This window comes from Vibrio metschnikovii CIP 69.14 (assembly GCF_000176155.1).
GTDB lineage: Bacteria > Pseudomonadota > Gammaproteobacteria > Enterobacterales > Vibrionaceae > Vibrio > Vibrio metschnikovii.
In genome coordinates this window covers 28,386-45,569 of sequence record NZ_ACZO01000005.1, presented here as the reverse complement: position 1 = coordinate 45,569, position 17,184 = coordinate 28,386, and the positions used below count along the sequence as shown (strand labels likewise).

Below are 17,184 nucleotides of genomic sequence, written 5' to 3'. Positions count from 1 at the left end.
ATCGACTGTCATTTTAGGATACCATCATGAGTCACCAACACGATACGCGTCCCTCTGAATTGATCTATCAATTAAATGAGCGCCCGCCTTTGCCCCAAACTTTATTCGCCGCGATCCAGCATTTACTGGCGATGTTCGTTGCCGTCATCACACCGTCGCTGATCATTTGCCAAGCGTTAGGGGTTCCGGCCGATCAGACCAATACCATTATTAGCATGTCGCTGTTTGCCTCTGGTCTTTCATCTTTTATTCAGATCCGAACCTTCGGGCCGATTGGCTCGGGACTGCTCTCGATTCAAGGCACCAGCTTTAACTTTCTTGGGCCAATCATTGGCGCGGGCCTCGCGCTGAAAGCGGGCGGAGCGGATATCGCCACTATGATGGCGGCGATTTTTGGTACCATTTTAGTTGCCTCTTTTGCTGAAATTTTACTATCACGTGTGCTGCAGTTTGCCCAGCGGATCATTACCCCTTTAGTTTCTGGTATCGTGGTCACGTTAATCGGTTTGACCTTAGTCCAAGTGGGCTTAGTCTCTATCGGAGGCGGCTACAGCGCACTGAGTGATGGTAGCTTTGGTAGCCTTGATAAACTCGCCTTAGCGGGCACCGTATTAGCGCTTATCGTGATCCTTAACCGAGCTCGCAATCCGTATATTCGCGTTGCCTCTATCGTCATCGCTATGCTGGTCGGTTATATCATGGCTTACTTACTCGGCATGGTCGATACCACACAGCGCCCTCAAAGCAGTCTCATCGCCCTGCCTATCCCAATGCAATATGGGCTAAGCTTTGATTGGTCTTTATTCATTCCATTAGTGTTGATTTTTTTGATCACGGCGTTAGAAGCGATTGGCGATATCACTGCGACCTCGGAAGTCTCAGGAGAACCGGTCAAAGGCCCAGTCTATATGAAGCGTATCAAAGGAGGCGTACTGGCTGATGGGATTAACTCCGCTCTCGCCGCACTGCTGAATAGTTTCCCTAACTCAACCTTTAGCCAAAATAATGGGGTGATATTATTAACTGGCGTTGCCAGCCGTTATGTCGGTTATTTTATCGCGGCGATGCTGATGTTACTTGGGCTATTTCCCGGTGTAGCAAGCTTTGTGCAGTTAATTCCAGAGCCGGTACTGGGTGGCGCAACGATTGTCATGTTCGGTACGATTGCCGCCGCTGGGGTACGAATCATTTCGCGAGTTGAGCTTGATCGCCGAGCGATTTTAATCATGGCACTGTCTTTCTCGATGGGATTAGGCATTGCGCAAAAACCTGAAATTCTGCAATTTATGCCAGAAATCATCAAAAGTATTTTCTCTTCTGGTGTTGCCGCAGGTGGCATTACCGCGATTCTACTCAATCTCTTATTGCCGGAGCACTCGACTCGCCAAGAGTCAGAAACCACAGTCACTGAGCAACCATAAGCGAGTTCAAATAATTAAGCCGGTTGGCGATACGCTAACCGGCTTAATCCCTGACTGACGACTACCACGCTTACTTGGTTGGAAAACTGAGCTGAATTTTCAAACCACCTTCGCTACGATTATTTAATACTACCGCTCCATGATGCTGACCAACGATACGTTTTACGATCGCCAACCCAAGGCCAGTACCTTCACTGCCTCGCGCAGTATCGCCTCGAATGAAGGGCTCAAAGACCTTTTGCACTTGGCTCGGATCAATCCCTGGACCATTGTCTTCAACACAGACCCAAGCCATACGTTTATCCGCCGTTACCCCAGTACTGATTTTCACCCAGCCATTGCCATAACGTAACGCGTTCACTACTAAGTTACTCACCGCCCGTTTAATGGCAATCGGATTACCAAATACTGGTTCAATCGACGCTTGAAAATCCGTTTCAATGTGCAGCTCATAACCACCTTCGGAACTGGCAATGTCTCCGCCAATCTCATTGAGATCGACGGCTTGGAAGGTTTGTTTATCGACCGGTTTTAAGTAGTCCATAAACTGGCTGATGATCTCGTTACACTCCTCGGTGTCGCTAATGATCCCTTCAGCGAGATAACTGTCTTGAGGAGACATCATTTCGGTTGCTAAGCGGATTCGCGTTAGTGGCGTTCGCAAATCATGACTGATTCCCGCCATCAGTAAAGCGCGATCTTCTTCCAGCGCTTGAATGCCTTGCGACATTTGATTAAATGCGCGAGTTACCGCGCGAATTTCACTGGCCCCACTCTCTACAATTGGCGGCGGGATCTCCCCTCGTCCTACTGCCAACGCGGCTCTTTCTAACGCAATCAAAGGACGATTTTGCAAACGAATGAATAACCATCCTCCGACCAAGATCAGTACGGCGACAAAAATACTGTTACGAAACAGTGGAGCAAAATCATCTTCCCGTAATTCAGTCAGCGGAATACGTAAGATTTGCTCAGGTAACTGTTCGATTTTCATCCATAAAATATAACTTTCTGCTCCAACGCCCATGCGTACTTCCGTCGGAGAGCCCAGTTCTTCGGTCATTTTATCACTCATCAAATCGATACTGATCGCGCGTTGAAACTCATCCGCCGCCGGACCATCATCACTAAAAATCTCAACCCCAAGCTTTTCCAACACCCGCAAACGTAGCGATCTGTCTAAATTAGGCTCCGCATCGGTAAAGCTATCATCCAACATCAAACTGATTTCATGGCTGAGAATTTTATTGAACTGCTGCAAGCTTGGGATCAGCGCATAATTAATCAGCGCAAAATAGGAATACGCTTGACTGGCAACCAAGAGGGTAAAAAACAGCAGAATCGTTTGGGTAAATGAACTACGGATTCGCATAGTGCACCTAAGGTGTGAGAATAATGGAGGGATAAAACGATAACAGCCAGTGAACCTATTGAACACTGGCTGCAGACAATAATCTTAACTGGCGGCTTTACCATCAGGCACAAAGACGTAACCTAGGCCCCACACCGTTTGAATATAACGCGGTTTGCTTGGGTCAACCTCTAACATACGGCGCAAACGAGAAATTTGCACATCGATAGAACGCTCCATCGCTGAGTATTCTCGACCACGGGCCATATTCATTAATTTATCACGTGACAAAGGCTCACGAGCATTGGTGACCAAGGCTTTTAATACCGCAAACTCACCAGAAGTCAGTGGCATCGCTTCCTCACCACGAAACATTTCTCGCGTGCCCAGATTTAAACGAAACTCACCAAATTCGACAATCGTATCTTCAGCACTCGGCGCTCCGGGTGCTTCGATTACTTGGCGACGTAATACGGCTTTAATCCGCGCCAATAGCTCACGGGGGTTAAAGGGTTTCGGCAAATAATCATCCGCACCCACTTCTAAACCTACGATGCGATCAATCTCGTCGCCTTTTGCCGTCAGCATTAAAATCGGAATAAGATTATTGGCATTTCTTAAGCGACGACAAATCGATAAGCCATCTTCGCCCGGCAGCATCAGATCGAGCACCATCAAATGGAAAGTTTCACGGGTTAACAGCCGATCCATTTGCTCGCTATTGGCAACGCTACGAACTTGGAAACCTTGTTCAGATAAGTAACGCTCGAGCAATGCACGCAAACGCGCATCATCATCAACCACTAAAATTTTATAGTTTTCTTGCATGTCCACTGATCCCACTAAAAAGAGATGACACCCGCACAGATGAGGGCAAACAAAATGTAACACTGTTGCACGGTGAGCAATTTAAAGAATTGTTAGCATTTATTACCTATTTTCGTCCGACTACTCATCATAACGGATAATCGAAGCCAAAAAAGCCCCTTATTTCAAGCTTTAACGCTTACACATCGCTAGCGAAGATAAAATAAGGCATCGACTGATCAAAAAAGCCAACCATCACGGTTGGCTTAGACATTTATCTCTGCATGGTGCCAAGGACCGATAAAACGTTATAGCTCTCGTACCAACTTAGCAATCGCTGGCCAATCGCCTTTATCCATCAAATCCGTTGGTACCATCCACGTACCACCACAAGCCACTACCGATGGTAAATCCAAATAGTGCTGTACATTAGCCGCACTGATGCCACCCGTTGGCATAAATTTGACCGGATAGACCGCACTGAGCGCTTTGAGCATAGCAACGCCACCAGAGGGTTCGGCAGGGAAGAATTTTAAGGTGCGTAACCCCAGTTCCATCGCTTGCTCGACTAAGCTGGGGTTATTCACTCCTGGCACGATGGCGATACCACGTTGCTGACAATATTTCACTGTGGTGGGATTGAGTCCTGGACTCACAATGAAATCGGCTCCCGCCTGCTGAGCTTGATCGACTTGCGCTGTGGTCAGTACCGTCCCAGCGCCAATCAACATCTCTGGATACGCGTCGCGCATTAGACGAATAGCCTCTTGCGCCGCCTCTGTACGAAAAGTGATTTCCGCGCACGGCAGGCCATTTTCCATCAATACTTTGGCCAGCGGCAGCGCTTGCTGAGCATGGTTAATCGCAATCACAGGAACAATTTTTATCTGCGCCAAGCGCTGTTCAAGAGTCATCATACCTAAACCTTATAGAAGATAGCTGAGAGTGGCGACAATAATAAACGCAATACTACCCAGTAGTGTTTCCATTACCGTCCACGTTTTGAGCGTGGTTTTTTCATCCATTTCCAGCAAGCGAGAGACGAGCCAAAAACCAGAATCATTAAAGTGAGACAGCACCGTCGCTCCACCAGCAATAGCAATCACGATAAAGCATAAGTCTAACTCTGACAAACCTGTGGTTTGCGCAACAATCGGTGCCATCAGCGCCGCCGTGGTGGTTAAGGCAACCGTGGCAGAACCTTGCGCAACCCGTAAACAAGTTGAAATCACAAAGGCAGCGACAATCACTGGCATGCCAGTATGCGCTAATACATCGGCTAGGGCTTGGCCAATACCACTAGAGCGTAATACGCCACCAAACATACCGCCTGCACCTGTGACCAAAATAACGGCACAGATCGGGGCTAACGCATCGGTACACAGTTTTTCTAGCTTACTCATGCCATATTTACCAGCAAAGGTGAATAAACACACCAATAGCGTGATAAGTAACGCAATCGGCGTTTTTCCTAGCATGCGTAAAAATTCAATCCAAGGCTGCTGACCGTCCAGCACACCAGCCACCGCTAACGTATTTAACCCGGTATCCAAGAAGATCAACAATACGGGTAGAACCAAAATAAACAGTACGGTAGAAAATTTCGGTAAATCCGCTTTGTCTTTGAACATTACTTCGGCATTTAAAAAGGCTTTAGAGAGCGGTAAGTTAAATTTTTCACCGCAATAAAGACCAAACAGATACGAGCCAAGATACCAAGTCGGGATCGCGACCAGCAAACCCACCACTAACAGTAGACCAATATCAGCACCCAATAACTCAGCGGCGGCAACTGGGCCGGGATGCGGAGGAACAAACGCATGCATCACCGCAAACGCACCCGCCGCTGGCAAAGCGTATTTGAGTGTCGATCCGCCAAAGCGTTTCGCGACGCTAAACAAAATCGGCATCATGACGATTAAGCCGGCATCAAAAAAGATCGGAAAACCAAACAATAATGAGGCAACACCGAGGGCCAGAGGCGCACGCTGTTCTCCGAACCGACCTATTAGGGTATCAGCTAAGACTTTTGCCCCGCCCGTCACTTCTAAAATCTTACCAATCATGGCTCCTAAACCAACCAGTAAAGCAACAGAAGCGAGCGTGCCGCCGAATCCAGACATCATGCTCGGAACCACTTGATTGGCTGGAATACCAGCGGCCAGCGCGGTGCCGAAACTGACTAACGTTAATGAAGCAAAAGCATGGACTTTTAACTTCATGATCAAAAACAGTAGAGCAACGATCGCCGCAAGGGCGAGCAACAACAGATAGGTAGGGCTATGTGCTATTTGGTCCATTTCGTTCACCTTTATCAAAAATGGGATGTTTGTGTTTCGGTTCACAAATCTATAAGTTACGGGTAACATGTTACCGATAACAAGATTAAGATAAAGCCAATTCGTTAGGCAAAGTTAAAAATTGGGATCTCGCTCAGATCTCGGACTAAGGAGTCGATATGACTGGTAAAAGCATTATTGTGATGGGTGTCAGTGGCTGTGGAAAAAGCACCATTGGGGCACGCATTGCTGAACGTCTGCAAGCAAAATTTATCGATGGTGATGATTTGCATCCTCGCGCCAACATTGAAAAAATGCGCCAAGGTCAACCACTCAATGACCACGATCGCGCCCCTTGGTTAGAACGGATTCGTGACGCGGCTTTTAGCTTAGAAAATAAGAGTGAGCAAGGCATCATCGTCTGTTCGGCTCTGAAAAAAAGCTATCGCGATCAAATTCGCGATGGCAATCAACAGGTGACGTTTCTGTTTCTGGACGGTGATAAAGCACTGATTATAGAACGGATGCAAGCGCGGCAGGGTCACTTTATGAAAACCAGCATGCTCGATAGCCAATTTGCTACCTTAGAACGCCCCAGCGAAACAGAACACGATGTTCTCACCATCAGTATTGACGGTGACATTGAGGAAGTGGTCAATCAAGCGATCCTCGCCCTACAAGCTCGGGAGGAATAACCATGACTCAGCCGCTCCTTTTGCAAGTCACCGAACGAATTGCACAGCGTAGCCGTGAACTTCGTCACGTATTCTTAACCAGAACCGCTCAGCAGCTCGCCGCAGGAAAAGGCAAAGCCAGTTTATCATGCGGTAACTTAGCTCATGCGATTGCGGCCTCTTGTCAGAGTGAAAAATCGCACATTCTTGACTTAACCAAATCTAACCTTGCGATCATCACCGCTTACAATGACATGCTCAGTGCCCATCAAGTGTATCTGGATTACCCTGCGCGCATTAAAGCCGCATTACAGCTCAGTGGACACACAGCGCAAGTGGCCGGTGGCGTACCGGCGATGTGCGATGGCGTTACTCAAGGTCAGCCAGGGATGGATATGTCACTATTTTCCCGAGACATGATAGCCCAAGCCACCGCGATGTCGCTTAGCCACAATATGTTTGATGGCACTTTACTGCTTGGTATCTGCGATAAAATTGCCCCGGGACAATTAATGGGCGCGCTCAGTTATGCTCATCTACCGACCGCTTTTATTCCCGCTGGCCCAATGGGTACTGGGATCAGTAATGAACAAAAAGTCGAGATTCGCCAACAATACAGCGCAGGGCAAGTCGGGCGTGAAGCACTGCTCGATATGGAGTGTCATTCTTATCACTCCCCCGGCACATGCACCTTTTACGGCACCGCCAACACCAATCAATTGGTGTTTGAAGCCATGGGTTTGATGCTACCCGGATCCGCTTTTGTTGCACCGAATAGCCCATTGCGTCATGCCTTAACCGACTATGCGGCCAACGCAATTGCCACTATGGCACCAGGTACACCGAGTTATCGACCACTGAGTACAGTGATCAACGAGAAAAGTTTGGTCAATGGCCTTGTCGCCTTACTGGCTTCGGGTGGCAGTACCAATCACACCATTCACATGCTCGCGGTTGCACGAGCCGCTGGGCTGATCTTAACTTGGCAGGACATCAGCGACTTGTCGCAAATCGTGCCGTTATTAACCAATATTTATCCGAATGGTAGCGCTGATATTAATGCTTTTGAGGCGGCGGGAGGGGTACCGATGCTGCTCACCCGCCTCAATGAACGAAATCTGCTGCATACCGATGTCACGCCCGCTTTCGGTCAGTTTACCGATCAATTAACTCGCCCGGTGTTAACCGAGGGGCAACTCAGTTGGCAACCTTGCCAAGAGACACTGGATGCCAGCGTGATTGCCGCTCAGCATCAGCAATTTCAATCAACCGGAGGGATTAAGGTACTGAGCGGTAACCTTGGCCAAGCGGTGATCAAAGTCTCGGCAGTCAAACCCTCTCATCATATCGTTGAGGCTCCCGCTAAGGTGTTTAATTCACAACATGACGTGGAAGCGGCTTATCAACGCGGCGAGCTGAATCAAGATTGCATTGTGGTGGTTCGTTACAGCGGCCCAGCAGCCAATGGTATGCCTGAACTGCATAAATTGATGCCAGTCCTCGGTAACGTACAAAAGGCCGGCTTTAAAATCGCATTAGTGACCGATGGTCGCTTATCCGGAGCTTCAGGCAAAATCCCCGCCGCGATCCACGTCTCTCCTGAAGCACTGCGCGGTGGCGCGATAGGATTACTGCGCGATGGTGATTTACTGAGATTGGATGCCACCAAGGGTGAGCTAACCTGTTTAGACGATTTAAGTCAACGCGTGGCGCAGCCGCCGCTGACTGAACAGGATCAACAGAGTTGGGGGCGAGAGCTGTTCACCCTCGCCCGCCAACACGTGACTTCGGCGGATCAAGGCGCGAGCTTTTTATTCACTCGTTAATCGCTAGGCAGCGCAAACAATTACCAGCTTTCGCCATGGGTTAATCGATAGCCTAAATCATAAACCTTCGGCTCGACAGCTTGACCAGAGAGTGCCGCCAGCAATAGCTCGGCACTTTTTTTACCAATCGCCAAGCGGGGCGTTTCCACACTGGTTAAACGCGGCACCATTGCCTGCCCGATATCCAACGCATTGTACCCCACTACGGCAATCTGCTGCGGAACCGCAATACGATGGTGATGACAATACATCATCGCCCCGACCGCTAAATCATCATTGGTACAAAAAATACCATCCAGCGCTGGGTACTGTTGCAACGCCTGTTGTAGCAAAATACCGCCCAAGGTAAAACTGGAATGCTCACCAGTGGACACCTGCATCGGCTGAAGACCCGCTTCACGCATGGCTCGCTCATAACCTTGCCGACGCAGTTGAGTTCGCGTGTCTAACCGAGCGCCAAGATAGATAACCTGCTGTCGACCACGGGCAATCATCTGCTGCACCACTTGATACGAGATCTGTTCGTGATCCAGCCCCACTGCCATATCAATCGGCTGAGTCGGGATTTCCATCGTTTCAACCACCGGAATCCCGGCAGATTTGAGCATTTGCCGACTGCGCTCGGTATGGTTAGTTTCGGTTAAAATTAGGCCATCCACCCGATAAGAAAGAAACGCGGCGATTTTATCTTCTTCAACTTGGGGGTTATAACCGGTGTGGGCAATTAAGGTATCGTAGCCTGCGGCCTGAGTAACCTCTTCGATGCCTTGCACCAAATGAGCAAACACTTGGTTAGAGAGCGAAGGCAAAATGATGCCAATGGCCCGACTGGACGATTTAGACATGATCGCCGGTACACGGTTATGGATATAACCAAGCTGCTCAACCACCGCGGCGATTTTTTGTTGGGTAACTTGCGCCACAGAATTAGGATCGCGCATGTAACGCGAGACGGTCATTTTGGTAATGCCGACTTGATCAGCAATATCTTGCAGAGTCGGTCTGTTTTTTTTGTGCATATTTTTCCTAGCCCCAACTTGACGAACCAATGGGGTAACTATTTTTCGTAACGAATGGCATTAATAAACCAGAGTTTATCACCGGTTGGCGTTTTTACTGTCACTTCTTCATCCACTTGCTTTTTCAGCAAGGCGCGCGCCATCGGAGAGTCAATGGAAATGTAGTCTTTGGCATCACCATAAATCTCTTCTGGACCGACAATACGTAAGGTTTTCATCTCGCCAGCTTCATTTTCAATCTCAACCCAAGCACCAAAAAACACTTTACCCTCTTGCTGTGGCGAGTAATCAACAATCTTCAACTCTGGCAATAATTTACGCAAATAGCGCACCCGACGATCGATCTGACGCAACAAACGCTTATTGAAGGTGTAATCGGCATTTTCAGAGCGATCGCCTAGGCTGGCCGCCCAAGTAACAATCTTGGTAATTTCCGGGCGTTTTTCATGCCATAGATGATCATGCTCTTGCTTAAGCTTTTCATAACCAGCACGTGTAATCAGTTTCGTTTTCACCTACTACCTCAATCATCGTTACAGACCTTATTATTAGCCAGTATGTTACCTAATTCACTAAACAGGGCATAGCATTCATCGTTTCACTCCCCTATTCCAGCTCGATTTCAGGGTCAGTTTTCGGTATGAGCAATGTTAAAAATCGACCTGAACCGCCAACCATCAGCAAAAGACATTGCAGCTAAAAATTGACTACGTACAATCCCTGCATGATTGTTCAAAAGAGAGACCACGGATGAGCCACGCTATCTGCCAACAGATTGCCAACGAGCTGAATGTCAGCCCTACACAAGTTATCGCTGCTGTTAGCTTAATTGATGACGGCAACACAGTGCCGTTTATTGCTCGCTACCGCAAAGAGGTAACGGGAGGATTAGATGATACGCAACTGCGTCACTTAGATACCCGCTTAAGTTATTTGCGAGAAATGGATGAGCGCCGTCAGACGATTCTCAAATCGATTCAAGAGCAAGGTAAGCTCACTCCAGAGCTCGAACAAGCAATTCTTGCTGCTGACAACAAAACTCGCTTAGAAGATCTCTACCTACCTTATAAGCCGAAGCGACGCACCAAAGGTCACATCGCCATTGAAGCCGGTCTTGAACCGTTAGCGGATCGTTTATGGCTACAAGGGGATATCGAACCAGAGCAAGCCGCCTTAGCTTATATCGACGTCAATAAAGGCGCTGCCGATAGTAAAGCGGCATTGGATGGCGCACGAGCGATCATCATGGAGCGCATCGCTGAAGATGCCGACCTATTAGCCAAAATACGCCACTATTTAACCCGTCACGCGGAGATTGTTGCTCAAGTCGTGGCAGGTAAAGAGCAAGCGGGTGAAAAGTTTAAAGACTATTTTGATCACCGAGAGCCGATCAGTAAAACGCCATCACATCGTGCTTTAGCCATGCTACGTGGCCGTAACGAAGGCTTCTTAACTCTGAGCTTAAATGCCGATCCCCAGCAAGATGAGAGCCTACGCCACTCGTATTGCGAAACCTTAATCGCCGAACATTATCAGTTGCACCTCAGTCAAGCCGCCGCAGATCAATGGCGTCAGCAAGTGATCAGTTGGGCATGGCGAATTAAAGTCTCGATGCACATGGAGACTGAGCTGATGGCCGCGATGAAAGAACGCGCGGAGATTGAGGCTATCGATGTGTTTGCTAATAATCTCAAAGATCTCCTGATGGCAGCACCAGCTGGCCCTCGTGCAACACTGGGGCTCGATCCTGGGCTGCGGACGGGCTGTAAAGTCGCCGTCGTCGATGCAACCGGAAAAGTACTCGCCACCGACACCATTTATCCGCATGTACCACAAAATCAATACGAGCGAGCGATGCAAACCGTCGCGGCATTGGTCAACAAACATCAGGTGGATCTGATTGCCATCGGTAACGGTACCGCCTCACGTGAAACCGATACTTTTGTTGCCGACTTAATTAAACGCGGCAATCTTAAGGTACAAAAAATCATCGTCAGCGAAGCGGGGGCCTCGGTGTATTCTGCGTCTGAACTGGCCGCGAAAGAGTTTCCCAATATGGACGTCTCACTGCGCGGTGCCGTATCCATTGCTCGTCGTTTGCAAGATCCACTGGCAGAATTGGTCAAAATTGATCCTAAATCGATTGGTGTGGGTCAATACCAACACGATGTCAGCCAAACGTTGCTCGCCAAGCGTCTTGATGCGGTAGTTGAAGACTGTGTGAACGCCGTTGGGGTTGATGTCAATACCGCCTCGGCTGCACTCCTGACTCGCGTTGCTGGCTTATCTGCAGCATTAGCACAAAATATTGTTCAATATCGTGATGAGCATGGCCGCTTTGAAGGACGAACCAGCTTGAAAAAAGTACCGCGCCTTGGCCCCAAAGCCTTTGAGCAATGTGCGGGGTTCTTGCGAATTATGGCGGGGAAAAATCCACTCGACGCCTCAGCGGTCCACCCTGAAGCTTATCCCGTGGTCAAAGCGATTGCTGAGAAAAACCAGCAAGAGATTAAATCATTGATTGGTAACAGTACCTTTTTGCGCTCGCTACGCGCGGTCGATTATACCGATGAGCATTTTGGCCTACCAACCATCACCGACATCATTAAAGAGCTGGATAAACCGGGACGCGATCCTCGCCCGGAATTCAAAACGGCGACCTTTGCTGATGGAGTCAATGAGATGAAAGATCTCGAAGTGGGGATGATTTTGGAAGGCGTGGTGTCTAACGTAGCGAATTTTGGCGCTTTCGTTGATATTGGTGTTCATCAAGATGGTTTAGTGCATATCTCGGCGCTCACTGACCGTTTCATTGCTGACCCAAGAGACGTGGTAAAAGCGGGTGATATTGTTAAAGTGAAAGTGATGGAAGTGGACGCACAGCGCAAACGCATTGCACTATCCATGCGCTTAAACGACGAGCCGGGACAAGAGAGCCGCGGACAACGCTCGTCATCCACCACTCAAGCGCGTCAGCAAACCTCGCAACCTCCTCGTCGCCGAGATGAACCGGCGCAAAATGGCGCGATGGGCGGTGCCTTTGCGGCCGCCTTTGCTAAAGCGAAAAAATAACGCCAACGTACACCCAAACCACTTGGAGTTACAGGTAGAAGGCAAGTGAGAGACCCATGTGAACAGCCGTAGGCTAGCTTTTGGTGGAGAGCCAAGGACAGCGCTCATTATCCCGATAAGCATAGACAGGCGATGTGATTGAGGTGAACGAACGTCGCCCCTGCAGCTTCAGGAATATTAACACATCGTCAAGGTTCTACTTGGTAAAAACAAATCCCCGCAGCATTGGCTGTGGGGATTTTTTATTCACCTTATCATTCCAGCTTATGCTCAATGATAACTACAGGATCGCTATCACTTCTGATGGCGTATTGGGCGCTACAGAATGACCGTAATGAAATTTAATCACTGTCCGTCGTTTCGCCATTTTGCCTTCAGTTATTGCCGCATCAATGATCCGCGTTGGCAACCGAAAACGCATTGTATAGCCTTTACCTTGCTCCTCACTGTAAGAAGATAATGCTAATAAATCAAACAACCGATCCAATTCACTGCGTAGTGCTTCACGCTGTCGTCGTTTAGACTCTTGATCACTCTCTTGCTCATAGTTAGGGTGCTCAGCAGGATCCCAAGCGGATTGTTTACGCCGCTTGTCCTCTGCTTTGGTTTTACGCTCAGCTTGGCTTTTGGTGAGCTCTACCGGTGCCGTAACAGGCGCACGTATCCGATTATCTCGTGACGCTTGCTCTGTTTGCACATTCACTGACGGGGCGATAAGTGGCACGCTAACATTAGTCGGTGACACGATCATAACCGAGTCCTCCTCAGTGTCGCACACCCCTTCGATTAGGCTACCGTTGGGGATAACCTATATATCGACCAATCGGGGCGATTTTTTAGCGCTTATTCACTAATCGGCAACAAAATTTACCGTTATTTTGCAAAGCTGAGCAATTGCTGACAAAAGGCGTCTTGCTCGGTCATAAAAGGCGCATGCGAAGAGGCTTGGAAAATAGAGGTCTGACTATTGGATTGCAACTGCTGCACTGCCTCAACAATACGAATCGGAACTAAACCATCTAACCGACCATACATACGCAGTACTGGCATGGTTAACTGGGTCAATTGCTGACGCATATCGGTCTCGGAAAGCAGTTGTAATCCGGTTAATAACGCTTGGTGAGTCGGCATTGGCCGCGCTAATACCGCTTGCTTAAGCGCTTTGATTTCTTGACGCGCACTCGGGCTACCCATGGCTTGTAAAGCAATAAACCGCTCAATCATCAAGGGTAAATCGGTTAACAACTGGTCGGTAAAGGTATCCAATACCTGTGGTTTGATTCCCCGCCATACTGGCGTCTCTTGCTCGCTAGCGGTAAATTTAGGTGACGAAGCAACCGTGACTAACTGGGTAACTCGTTGCGGGTAATGCAGCGCGATATGGGTAGCAATTAATCCCCCTAAAGACCATCCTACCCAGATCGCCTGCGACGGTGCTTGGTCCAATACCACTTGAGCGATCTCGGCTAAACTCGCTGCCGACGATTGAGCGCTATAACCATAACCAGGCAAATCCAGGATATGGACACGAAACTGGGTTTGTAACCGTTGACTGGTTTGCTGCCACACAGCACCATTCATCCCCCATCCGTGAATCAGCACCAGATCAGGCCCTTCGCCTATCACTTGCCAGTACAGCTTTTCGGTCATGTTCACACTTTCTCCTACTAAAACCCGCCTCTTAAGACGACTATCTTCGCCATACTTTACCTCAATCTCTATCGCATCATCCGAGGTTTATTATGTCAATGTGGCGAAATCGGATATCGGCTATCACCCACGCTTGGCTCACGCCAACCTGCACCTTATGCCATCTGCCTTTAGAGCCTCAAGCGCAGCATGGTACTTGCCACGCCTGCCAAGCTTGGTATGCTCCCAGCCTTCGTTGCCAGCGCTGTGGTTTACCTTGCCTAACCCTCACTCCCCAGTGTGGTCAATGCTTACGTACCCCTCCCCCTTGGCAACGGCTGTTTTGCATCGGTGACTACCGATTCCCATTGAGCCACACCATTCATCAACTTAAATATCAGCGTCAGTTTTGGCAAGCGCTTCATTTAGCCGCTCGACTCGCTGAATGCATCACCGAGCCAGCTCCGCTGATCACTTGCGTCCCATTACACTGGCGCAGACAATGGCAAAGAGGGTTTAATCAAAGCGAGCGTCTTGCTCGCCCCCTTGCCAAGCACGTAGGTAGCCAGTTTGACCCGCATCTGTTTACCCGCACTCGAGCCACTCCCGCTCAACAACAATTAACCAAATCACAGCGTGAGAAAAATTTATCTGGTGCATTTCAACGTCTATCGATTCCACACGTTAACCATGTCGCTATCGTCGACGATGTGGTCACTACCGGTAGCACTATCCGACAATTATGTGATTTACTGCTTGAAGTTGGCATCGAAAGGATTGATATTTATTGCTTATGCCGCACTCCTGAGCCGAGCGATGCATTCCAGCCATAATCGAAGTAAAAAAGGGCTGGATCCTCGGCGCGACTGGAGTAGAATGGCTAGCAAATAACCTACAAAATTACTCAGGTATTCGTCGTGTCAACAACTACTATCGTTATTACTGAATCCGCTCAGTCTCATTTTGCCAAACTCTTGGCACAGCAACCCGAAGGAACGAACATTCGTGTGTTTGTGGTTAATCCCGGAACACAAAATGCCGAGTGTGGCGTCTCTTATTGTCCACCAGAAGCGGTAGAAAAAACCGATACCGTGATCCCTTTCACTGATTTTTCTGCGTATGTCGATGAACTCAGCTTACCGTTCCTCGAAAACGCTGAAATTGATTTTGTGACCGATAAGATGGGCTCACAACTTACCCTTAAAGCGCCAAACGCTAAAATGCGCAAAGTAGACGATGATGCCCCATTAATGGCGCGCGTTGAGTATGCGATTCAAACTCAAGTTAACCCTCAACTTGCTGGGCATGGCGGTCACGTGAGCTTAGTGAACATTACCGATGAGGGTGTCGCTTTACTGCAATTTGGTGGTGGTTGTAATGGCTGCTCGATGGTCGATGTCACTCTAAAAGAAGGCATTGAGAAAGAACTATTGGCCCAATTTGCTGGCGAGCTAACCGCGGTACGTGATGCAACGGAACATGATCGCGGCGACCACTCTTACTACTAAATCAGAGACAAACAGCGCAGGCGTGACTTACGCTGTTTGTGTATTCCCCCTTCTCGCGGGTTGAACGTTCAGCACGATTGATGGCGTCAATATGATCCGTACGGCCAATACAGCAAGTAAAAGGGAGATATTTCCACCTATCTCATTTTCTTATATAGTAAGAATAGTTTGCCTGCCAAGGAGTTAGTGGATGTCCTCGAAAACAGCACCAGAAATTTTAGCGCAACGCGCCGTCGCCCAATCTAAACTGTTTACGATTGAAGCTCTCGACCTCCGCTTCTCGAATGGCGAACAGCGTACCTATGAGCGTATGAAGCCCAGTGGGCGTCATGCCGTCATGATGGTACCGATCACCGCTCAAGGCGATTTGTTGCTGGTTCGGGAATACGCAGCAGGCACAGAGCGCTATGAACTCGGCTTTCCCAAAGGTTTGATCGATGCTGGAGAATCCGCAGAACAAGCTGCTGTTCGCGAATTAAAAGAAGAGATTGGTATGGGAGCCGATCGTTTAATACCGCTCAAAGAAGTGGTGCTTGCCCCCTCCTACTTCTCCAGTCGAATGACACTTTTTATTGCACAAAACCTATACTCAGATCAGTTAATTGGTGATGAACCGGAGCCACTCGAAGTCATACGCTGGCCTTTAGCACAAGCCGAAGAGTTATTAACCCATCTTGATTTTAGTGAAGCTCGCAGTATTACCGCTTTATTGCTGGCTCTTCGTCACTTGTCTATTGCCGCAAACGAATAGGAAATATCATGCCCACAGCCAAAGATCTCTCTCATCTTTTACCTGATGTGATCAGCATTGCCCGCTCTGCAGGCCAACTGATTCTTGATATATACGAGAATAAATCTTACGAATCGTTTGTAAAAAGTGATGAAACGCCAGTCACCAGCGCCGATCTCGCCGCCCACAAATTAGTCACTGAACGGTTAATGGAACTCACTCCAGACATTCCGGTTCTTTCTGAAGAAGCGGCGAATATTGGTTTAGAAACCCGTGAAACGTGGCAGCGCTACTGGCTGGTTGACCCTCTCGATGGTACCCAAGAGTTTATTGCGCGCAGCGGAGACTTCGCGACTGTGATTGCCTTAGTGGAACATAACCGACCAGTGATGGGGGTGGTGTATGGACCCGTTTCTGGCGTCACTTATTATGCTTATCAGGGCAAAGGGGCATGGAAAATTCCCGATATGTCAGAAAGTCTGCGTATTTATAGTCATAAGCATGAGTTAGCCGGTCAATCAATCGCTATCGCCATCAGTCGCCGACAAGACATTAATCGCATCACTCAGCGTTTAAGCCACCAATGGAATTACGATTTAATCCCACTAGGTTCCGCGGCGCTCAAAGCATGTTTAGTCGCCGAAGGGGCGGTTGATTGCTATCTACGTTTAGGGCCAACCGGAGAGTGGGATACCGCCGCGACACAGTGCATTGTCGAAGAAGCGGGAGGTCGGATCTTAAATACTCAACTCGACCCCTTGTCTTATAATGAACGAGATACTTTAGAGAATCCCAATTTCATCGTATTAGGCGATGCCGATTTGCCTTGGGATGAAATATTAAAGATAAAAGATTAGCAACGTGCAGG

At 48.6% G+C, this 17,184-nt stretch carries 16 protein-coding genes; 8 read left to right on the top strand and 8 right to left on the bottom strand.

From position 1 onward, the window contains the following. Nucleotides 1-26 precede the first annotated feature (26 nt). The gene (locus tag VIB_RS02415; RefSeq protein ID WP_004394402.1) at nt 27-1,421 is read left to right on the top strand and encodes a uracil-xanthine permease family protein; all 1,395 of its coding nucleotides are present in this window, start codon (nt 27-29) and stop codon (nt 1,419-1,421) included. A gap of 70 nt (nt 1,422-1,491) precedes the next feature. On the opposite strand, the gene envZ is transcribed toward VIB_RS02415, so the two are convergent. From envZ to VIB_RS02395, 4 genes are all read right to left on the bottom strand, one after another. Beyond that, nucleotides 1,492-2,793, bottom strand: coding sequence for a two-component system sensor histidine kinase EnvZ (gene envZ / locus VIB_RS02410; protein WP_004394401.1), 1,302 nt, complete (start codon nt 2,791-2,793; stop codon nt 1,492-1,494). An 84-nt stretch (nt 2,794-2,877) separates the two neighbouring features. Beyond that, nucleotides 2,878-3,600: an osmolarity response regulator transcription factor OmpR gene (gene ompR / locus VIB_RS02405; RefSeq protein ID WP_004394398.1), complete on the bottom strand. Its 723-nt coding sequence runs from the start codon at nt 3,598-3,600 to the stop codon at nt 2,878-2,880. Between the two features lie 287 nt (nt 3,601-3,887). Continuing rightward, nucleotides 3,888-4,493, bottom strand: coding sequence for a bifunctional 4-hydroxy-2-oxoglutarate aldolase/2-dehydro-3-deoxy-phosphogluconate aldolase (locus VIB_RS02400; protein ID WP_170904288.1), 606 nt, complete (start codon nt 4,491-4,493; stop codon nt 3,888-3,890). 12 nt (nt 4,494-4,505) lie between these two features. Further along, on the bottom strand, nt 4,506-5,879 hold the full coding sequence (locus VIB_RS02395; RefSeq protein ID WP_004394396.1) for a GntP family permease: 1,374 nt from the start codon (nt 5,877-5,879) through the stop codon (nt 4,506-4,508). A 158-nt stretch (nt 5,880-6,037) separates the two neighbouring features. On the opposite strand from VIB_RS02395, the gene VIB_RS02390 reads away from it, so the two are divergent. After that, nucleotides 6,038-6,553 carry a gluconokinase gene (locus VIB_RS02390; RefSeq protein WP_004394395.1) on the top strand — a complete coding sequence of 172 codons (516 nt, stop codon included), beginning with the start codon at nt 6,038-6,040 and terminating at the stop codon, nt 6,551-6,553. Nucleotides 6,554-6,555: 2 nt separating this feature from the next. Continuing rightward, a complete protein-coding gene (gene edd / locus VIB_RS02385; RefSeq protein ID WP_004394394.1) occupies nt 6,556-8,358 on the top strand; it encodes a phosphogluconate dehydratase in 1,803 nt (600 codons plus the stop codon). A 20-nt stretch (nt 8,359-8,378) separates the two neighbouring features. Here edd and VIB_RS02380 read toward each other — a convergent pair whose 3' ends face one another. Together VIB_RS02380 and greB are read right to left on the bottom strand one after the other, a co-directional pair. Then, nucleotides 8,379-9,377, bottom strand: a complete 999-nt coding sequence (locus VIB_RS02380) for a LacI family DNA-binding transcriptional regulator (RefSeq protein ID WP_004394393.1) — start codon at nt 9,375-9,377, stop codon at nt 8,379-8,381. A gap of 38 nt (nt 9,378-9,415) precedes the next feature. Further along, nucleotides 9,416-9,892 (bottom strand): transcription elongation factor GreB, encoded by a 477-nt coding sequence (greB, locus tag VIB_RS02375; RefSeq protein ID WP_004394392.1) that lies wholly within the window; start codon nt 9,890-9,892, stop codon nt 9,416-9,418. Nucleotides 9,893-10,127: 235 nt separating this feature from the next. Between greB and VIB_RS02370 the strand changes: the two genes are divergently transcribed. Next, nucleotides 10,128-12,449 carry a Tex family protein gene (locus VIB_RS02370; protein WP_004394391.1) on the top strand — a complete coding sequence of 774 codons (2,322 nt, stop codon included), beginning with the start codon at nt 10,128-10,130 and terminating at the stop codon, nt 12,447-12,449. A 280-nt stretch (nt 12,450-12,729) separates the two neighbouring features. Here VIB_RS02370 and VIB_RS02365 read toward each other — a convergent pair whose 3' ends face one another. Both VIB_RS02365 and bioH read right to left on the bottom strand, forming a co-directional pair. Beyond that, entirely contained in the window at nt 12,730-13,200 is a 471-nt protein-coding gene (locus tag VIB_RS02365; protein WP_004394390.1) for a hypothetical protein, read from the bottom strand. A 122-nt stretch (nt 13,201-13,322) separates the two neighbouring features. Then, nucleotides 13,323-14,099: a pimeloyl-ACP methyl ester esterase BioH gene (gene bioH / locus VIB_RS02360; RefSeq protein ID WP_004394389.1), complete on the bottom strand. Its 777-nt coding sequence runs from the start codon at nt 14,097-14,099 to the stop codon at nt 13,323-13,325. A gap of 92 nt (nt 14,100-14,191) precedes the next feature. On the opposite strand from bioH, the gene VIB_RS02355 reads away from it, so the two are divergent. The 4 genes from VIB_RS02355 to cysQ all read left to right on the top strand — a co-directional run bounded on the left by VIB_RS02355 (nt 14,192) and on the right by cysQ (nt 17,173). After that, nucleotides 14,192-14,911 (top strand): amidophosphoribosyltransferase, encoded by a 720-nt coding sequence (locus tag VIB_RS02355; RefSeq protein WP_004394388.1) that lies wholly within the window; start codon nt 14,192-14,194, stop codon nt 14,909-14,911. 84 nt (nt 14,912-14,995) lie between these two features. Then, the gene (nfuA, locus tag VIB_RS02350) at nt 14,996-15,586 is read left to right on the top strand and encodes a Fe-S biogenesis protein NfuA (RefSeq protein ID WP_050782704.1); all 591 of its coding nucleotides are present in this window, start codon (nt 14,996-14,998) and stop codon (nt 15,584-15,586) included. 190 nt (nt 15,587-15,776) lie between these two features. Beyond that, complete coding sequence (gene nudE, locus VIB_RS02345; protein WP_004394386.1) at nt 15,777-16,337, top strand: ADP compounds hydrolase NudE; 561 nt, start codon at nt 15,777-15,779, stop codon at nt 16,335-16,337. Between the two features lie 8 nt (nt 16,338-16,345). Continuing rightward, nucleotides 16,346-17,173: a 3'(2'),5'-bisphosphate nucleotidase CysQ gene (gene cysQ / locus VIB_RS02340; RefSeq protein WP_004394385.1), complete on the top strand. Its 828-nt coding sequence runs from the start codon at nt 16,346-16,348 to the stop codon at nt 17,171-17,173. Nucleotides 17,174-17,184: the final 11 nt, after the last annotated feature.

Coding starts and splice junctions, on each gene's coding strand:
- bioH (WP_004394389.1), bottom strand. CDS start 14,099: ATGACCGAAAAGCTGTACTGGCAAGTGATAGGCGAAGGGCCTGATCTG.
- VIB_RS02415 (WP_004394402.1), top strand. CDS start 27: ATGAGTCACCAACACGATACGCGTCCCTCTGAATTGATCTATCAATTA.
- ompR (WP_004394398.1), bottom strand. CDS start 3,600: ATGCAAGAAAACTATAAAATTTTAGTGGTTGATGATGATGCGCGTTTG.
- envZ (WP_004394401.1), bottom strand. CDS start 2,793: ATGCGAATCCGTAGTTCATTTACCCAAACGATTCTGCTGTTTTTTACC.
- VIB_RS02370 (WP_004394391.1), top strand. CDS start 10,128: ATGAGCCACGCTATCTGCCAACAGATTGCCAACGAGCTGAATGTCAGC.
- cysQ (WP_004394385.1), top strand. CDS start 16,346: ATGCCCACAGCCAAAGATCTCTCTCATCTTTTACCTGATGTGATCAGC.
- VIB_RS02400 (WP_170904288.1), bottom strand. CDS start 4,493: ATGACTCTTGAACAGCGCTTGGCGCAGATAAAAATTGTTCCTGTGATT.
- VIB_RS02365 (WP_004394390.1), bottom strand. CDS start 13,200: ATGATCGTGTCACCGACTAATGTTAGCGTGCCACTTATCGCCCCGTCA.
- VIB_RS02355 (WP_004394388.1), top strand. CDS start 14,192: ATGTCAATGTGGCGAAATCGGATATCGGCTATCACCCACGCTTGGCTC.
- nudE (WP_004394386.1), top strand. CDS start 15,777: ATGTCCTCGAAAACAGCACCAGAAATTTTAGCGCAACGCGCCGTCGCC.
- edd (WP_004394394.1), top strand. CDS start 6,556: ATGACTCAGCCGCTCCTTTTGCAAGTCACCGAACGAATTGCACAGCGT.
- VIB_RS02380 (WP_004394393.1), bottom strand. CDS start 9,377: ATGCACAAAAAAAACAGACCGACTCTGCAAGATATTGCTGATCAAGTC.
- VIB_RS02390 (WP_004394395.1), top strand. CDS start 6,038: ATGACTGGTAAAAGCATTATTGTGATGGGTGTCAGTGGCTGTGGAAAA.
- VIB_RS02395 (WP_004394396.1), bottom strand. CDS start 5,879: ATGGACCAAATAGCACATAGCCCTACCTATCTGTTGTTGCTCGCCCTT.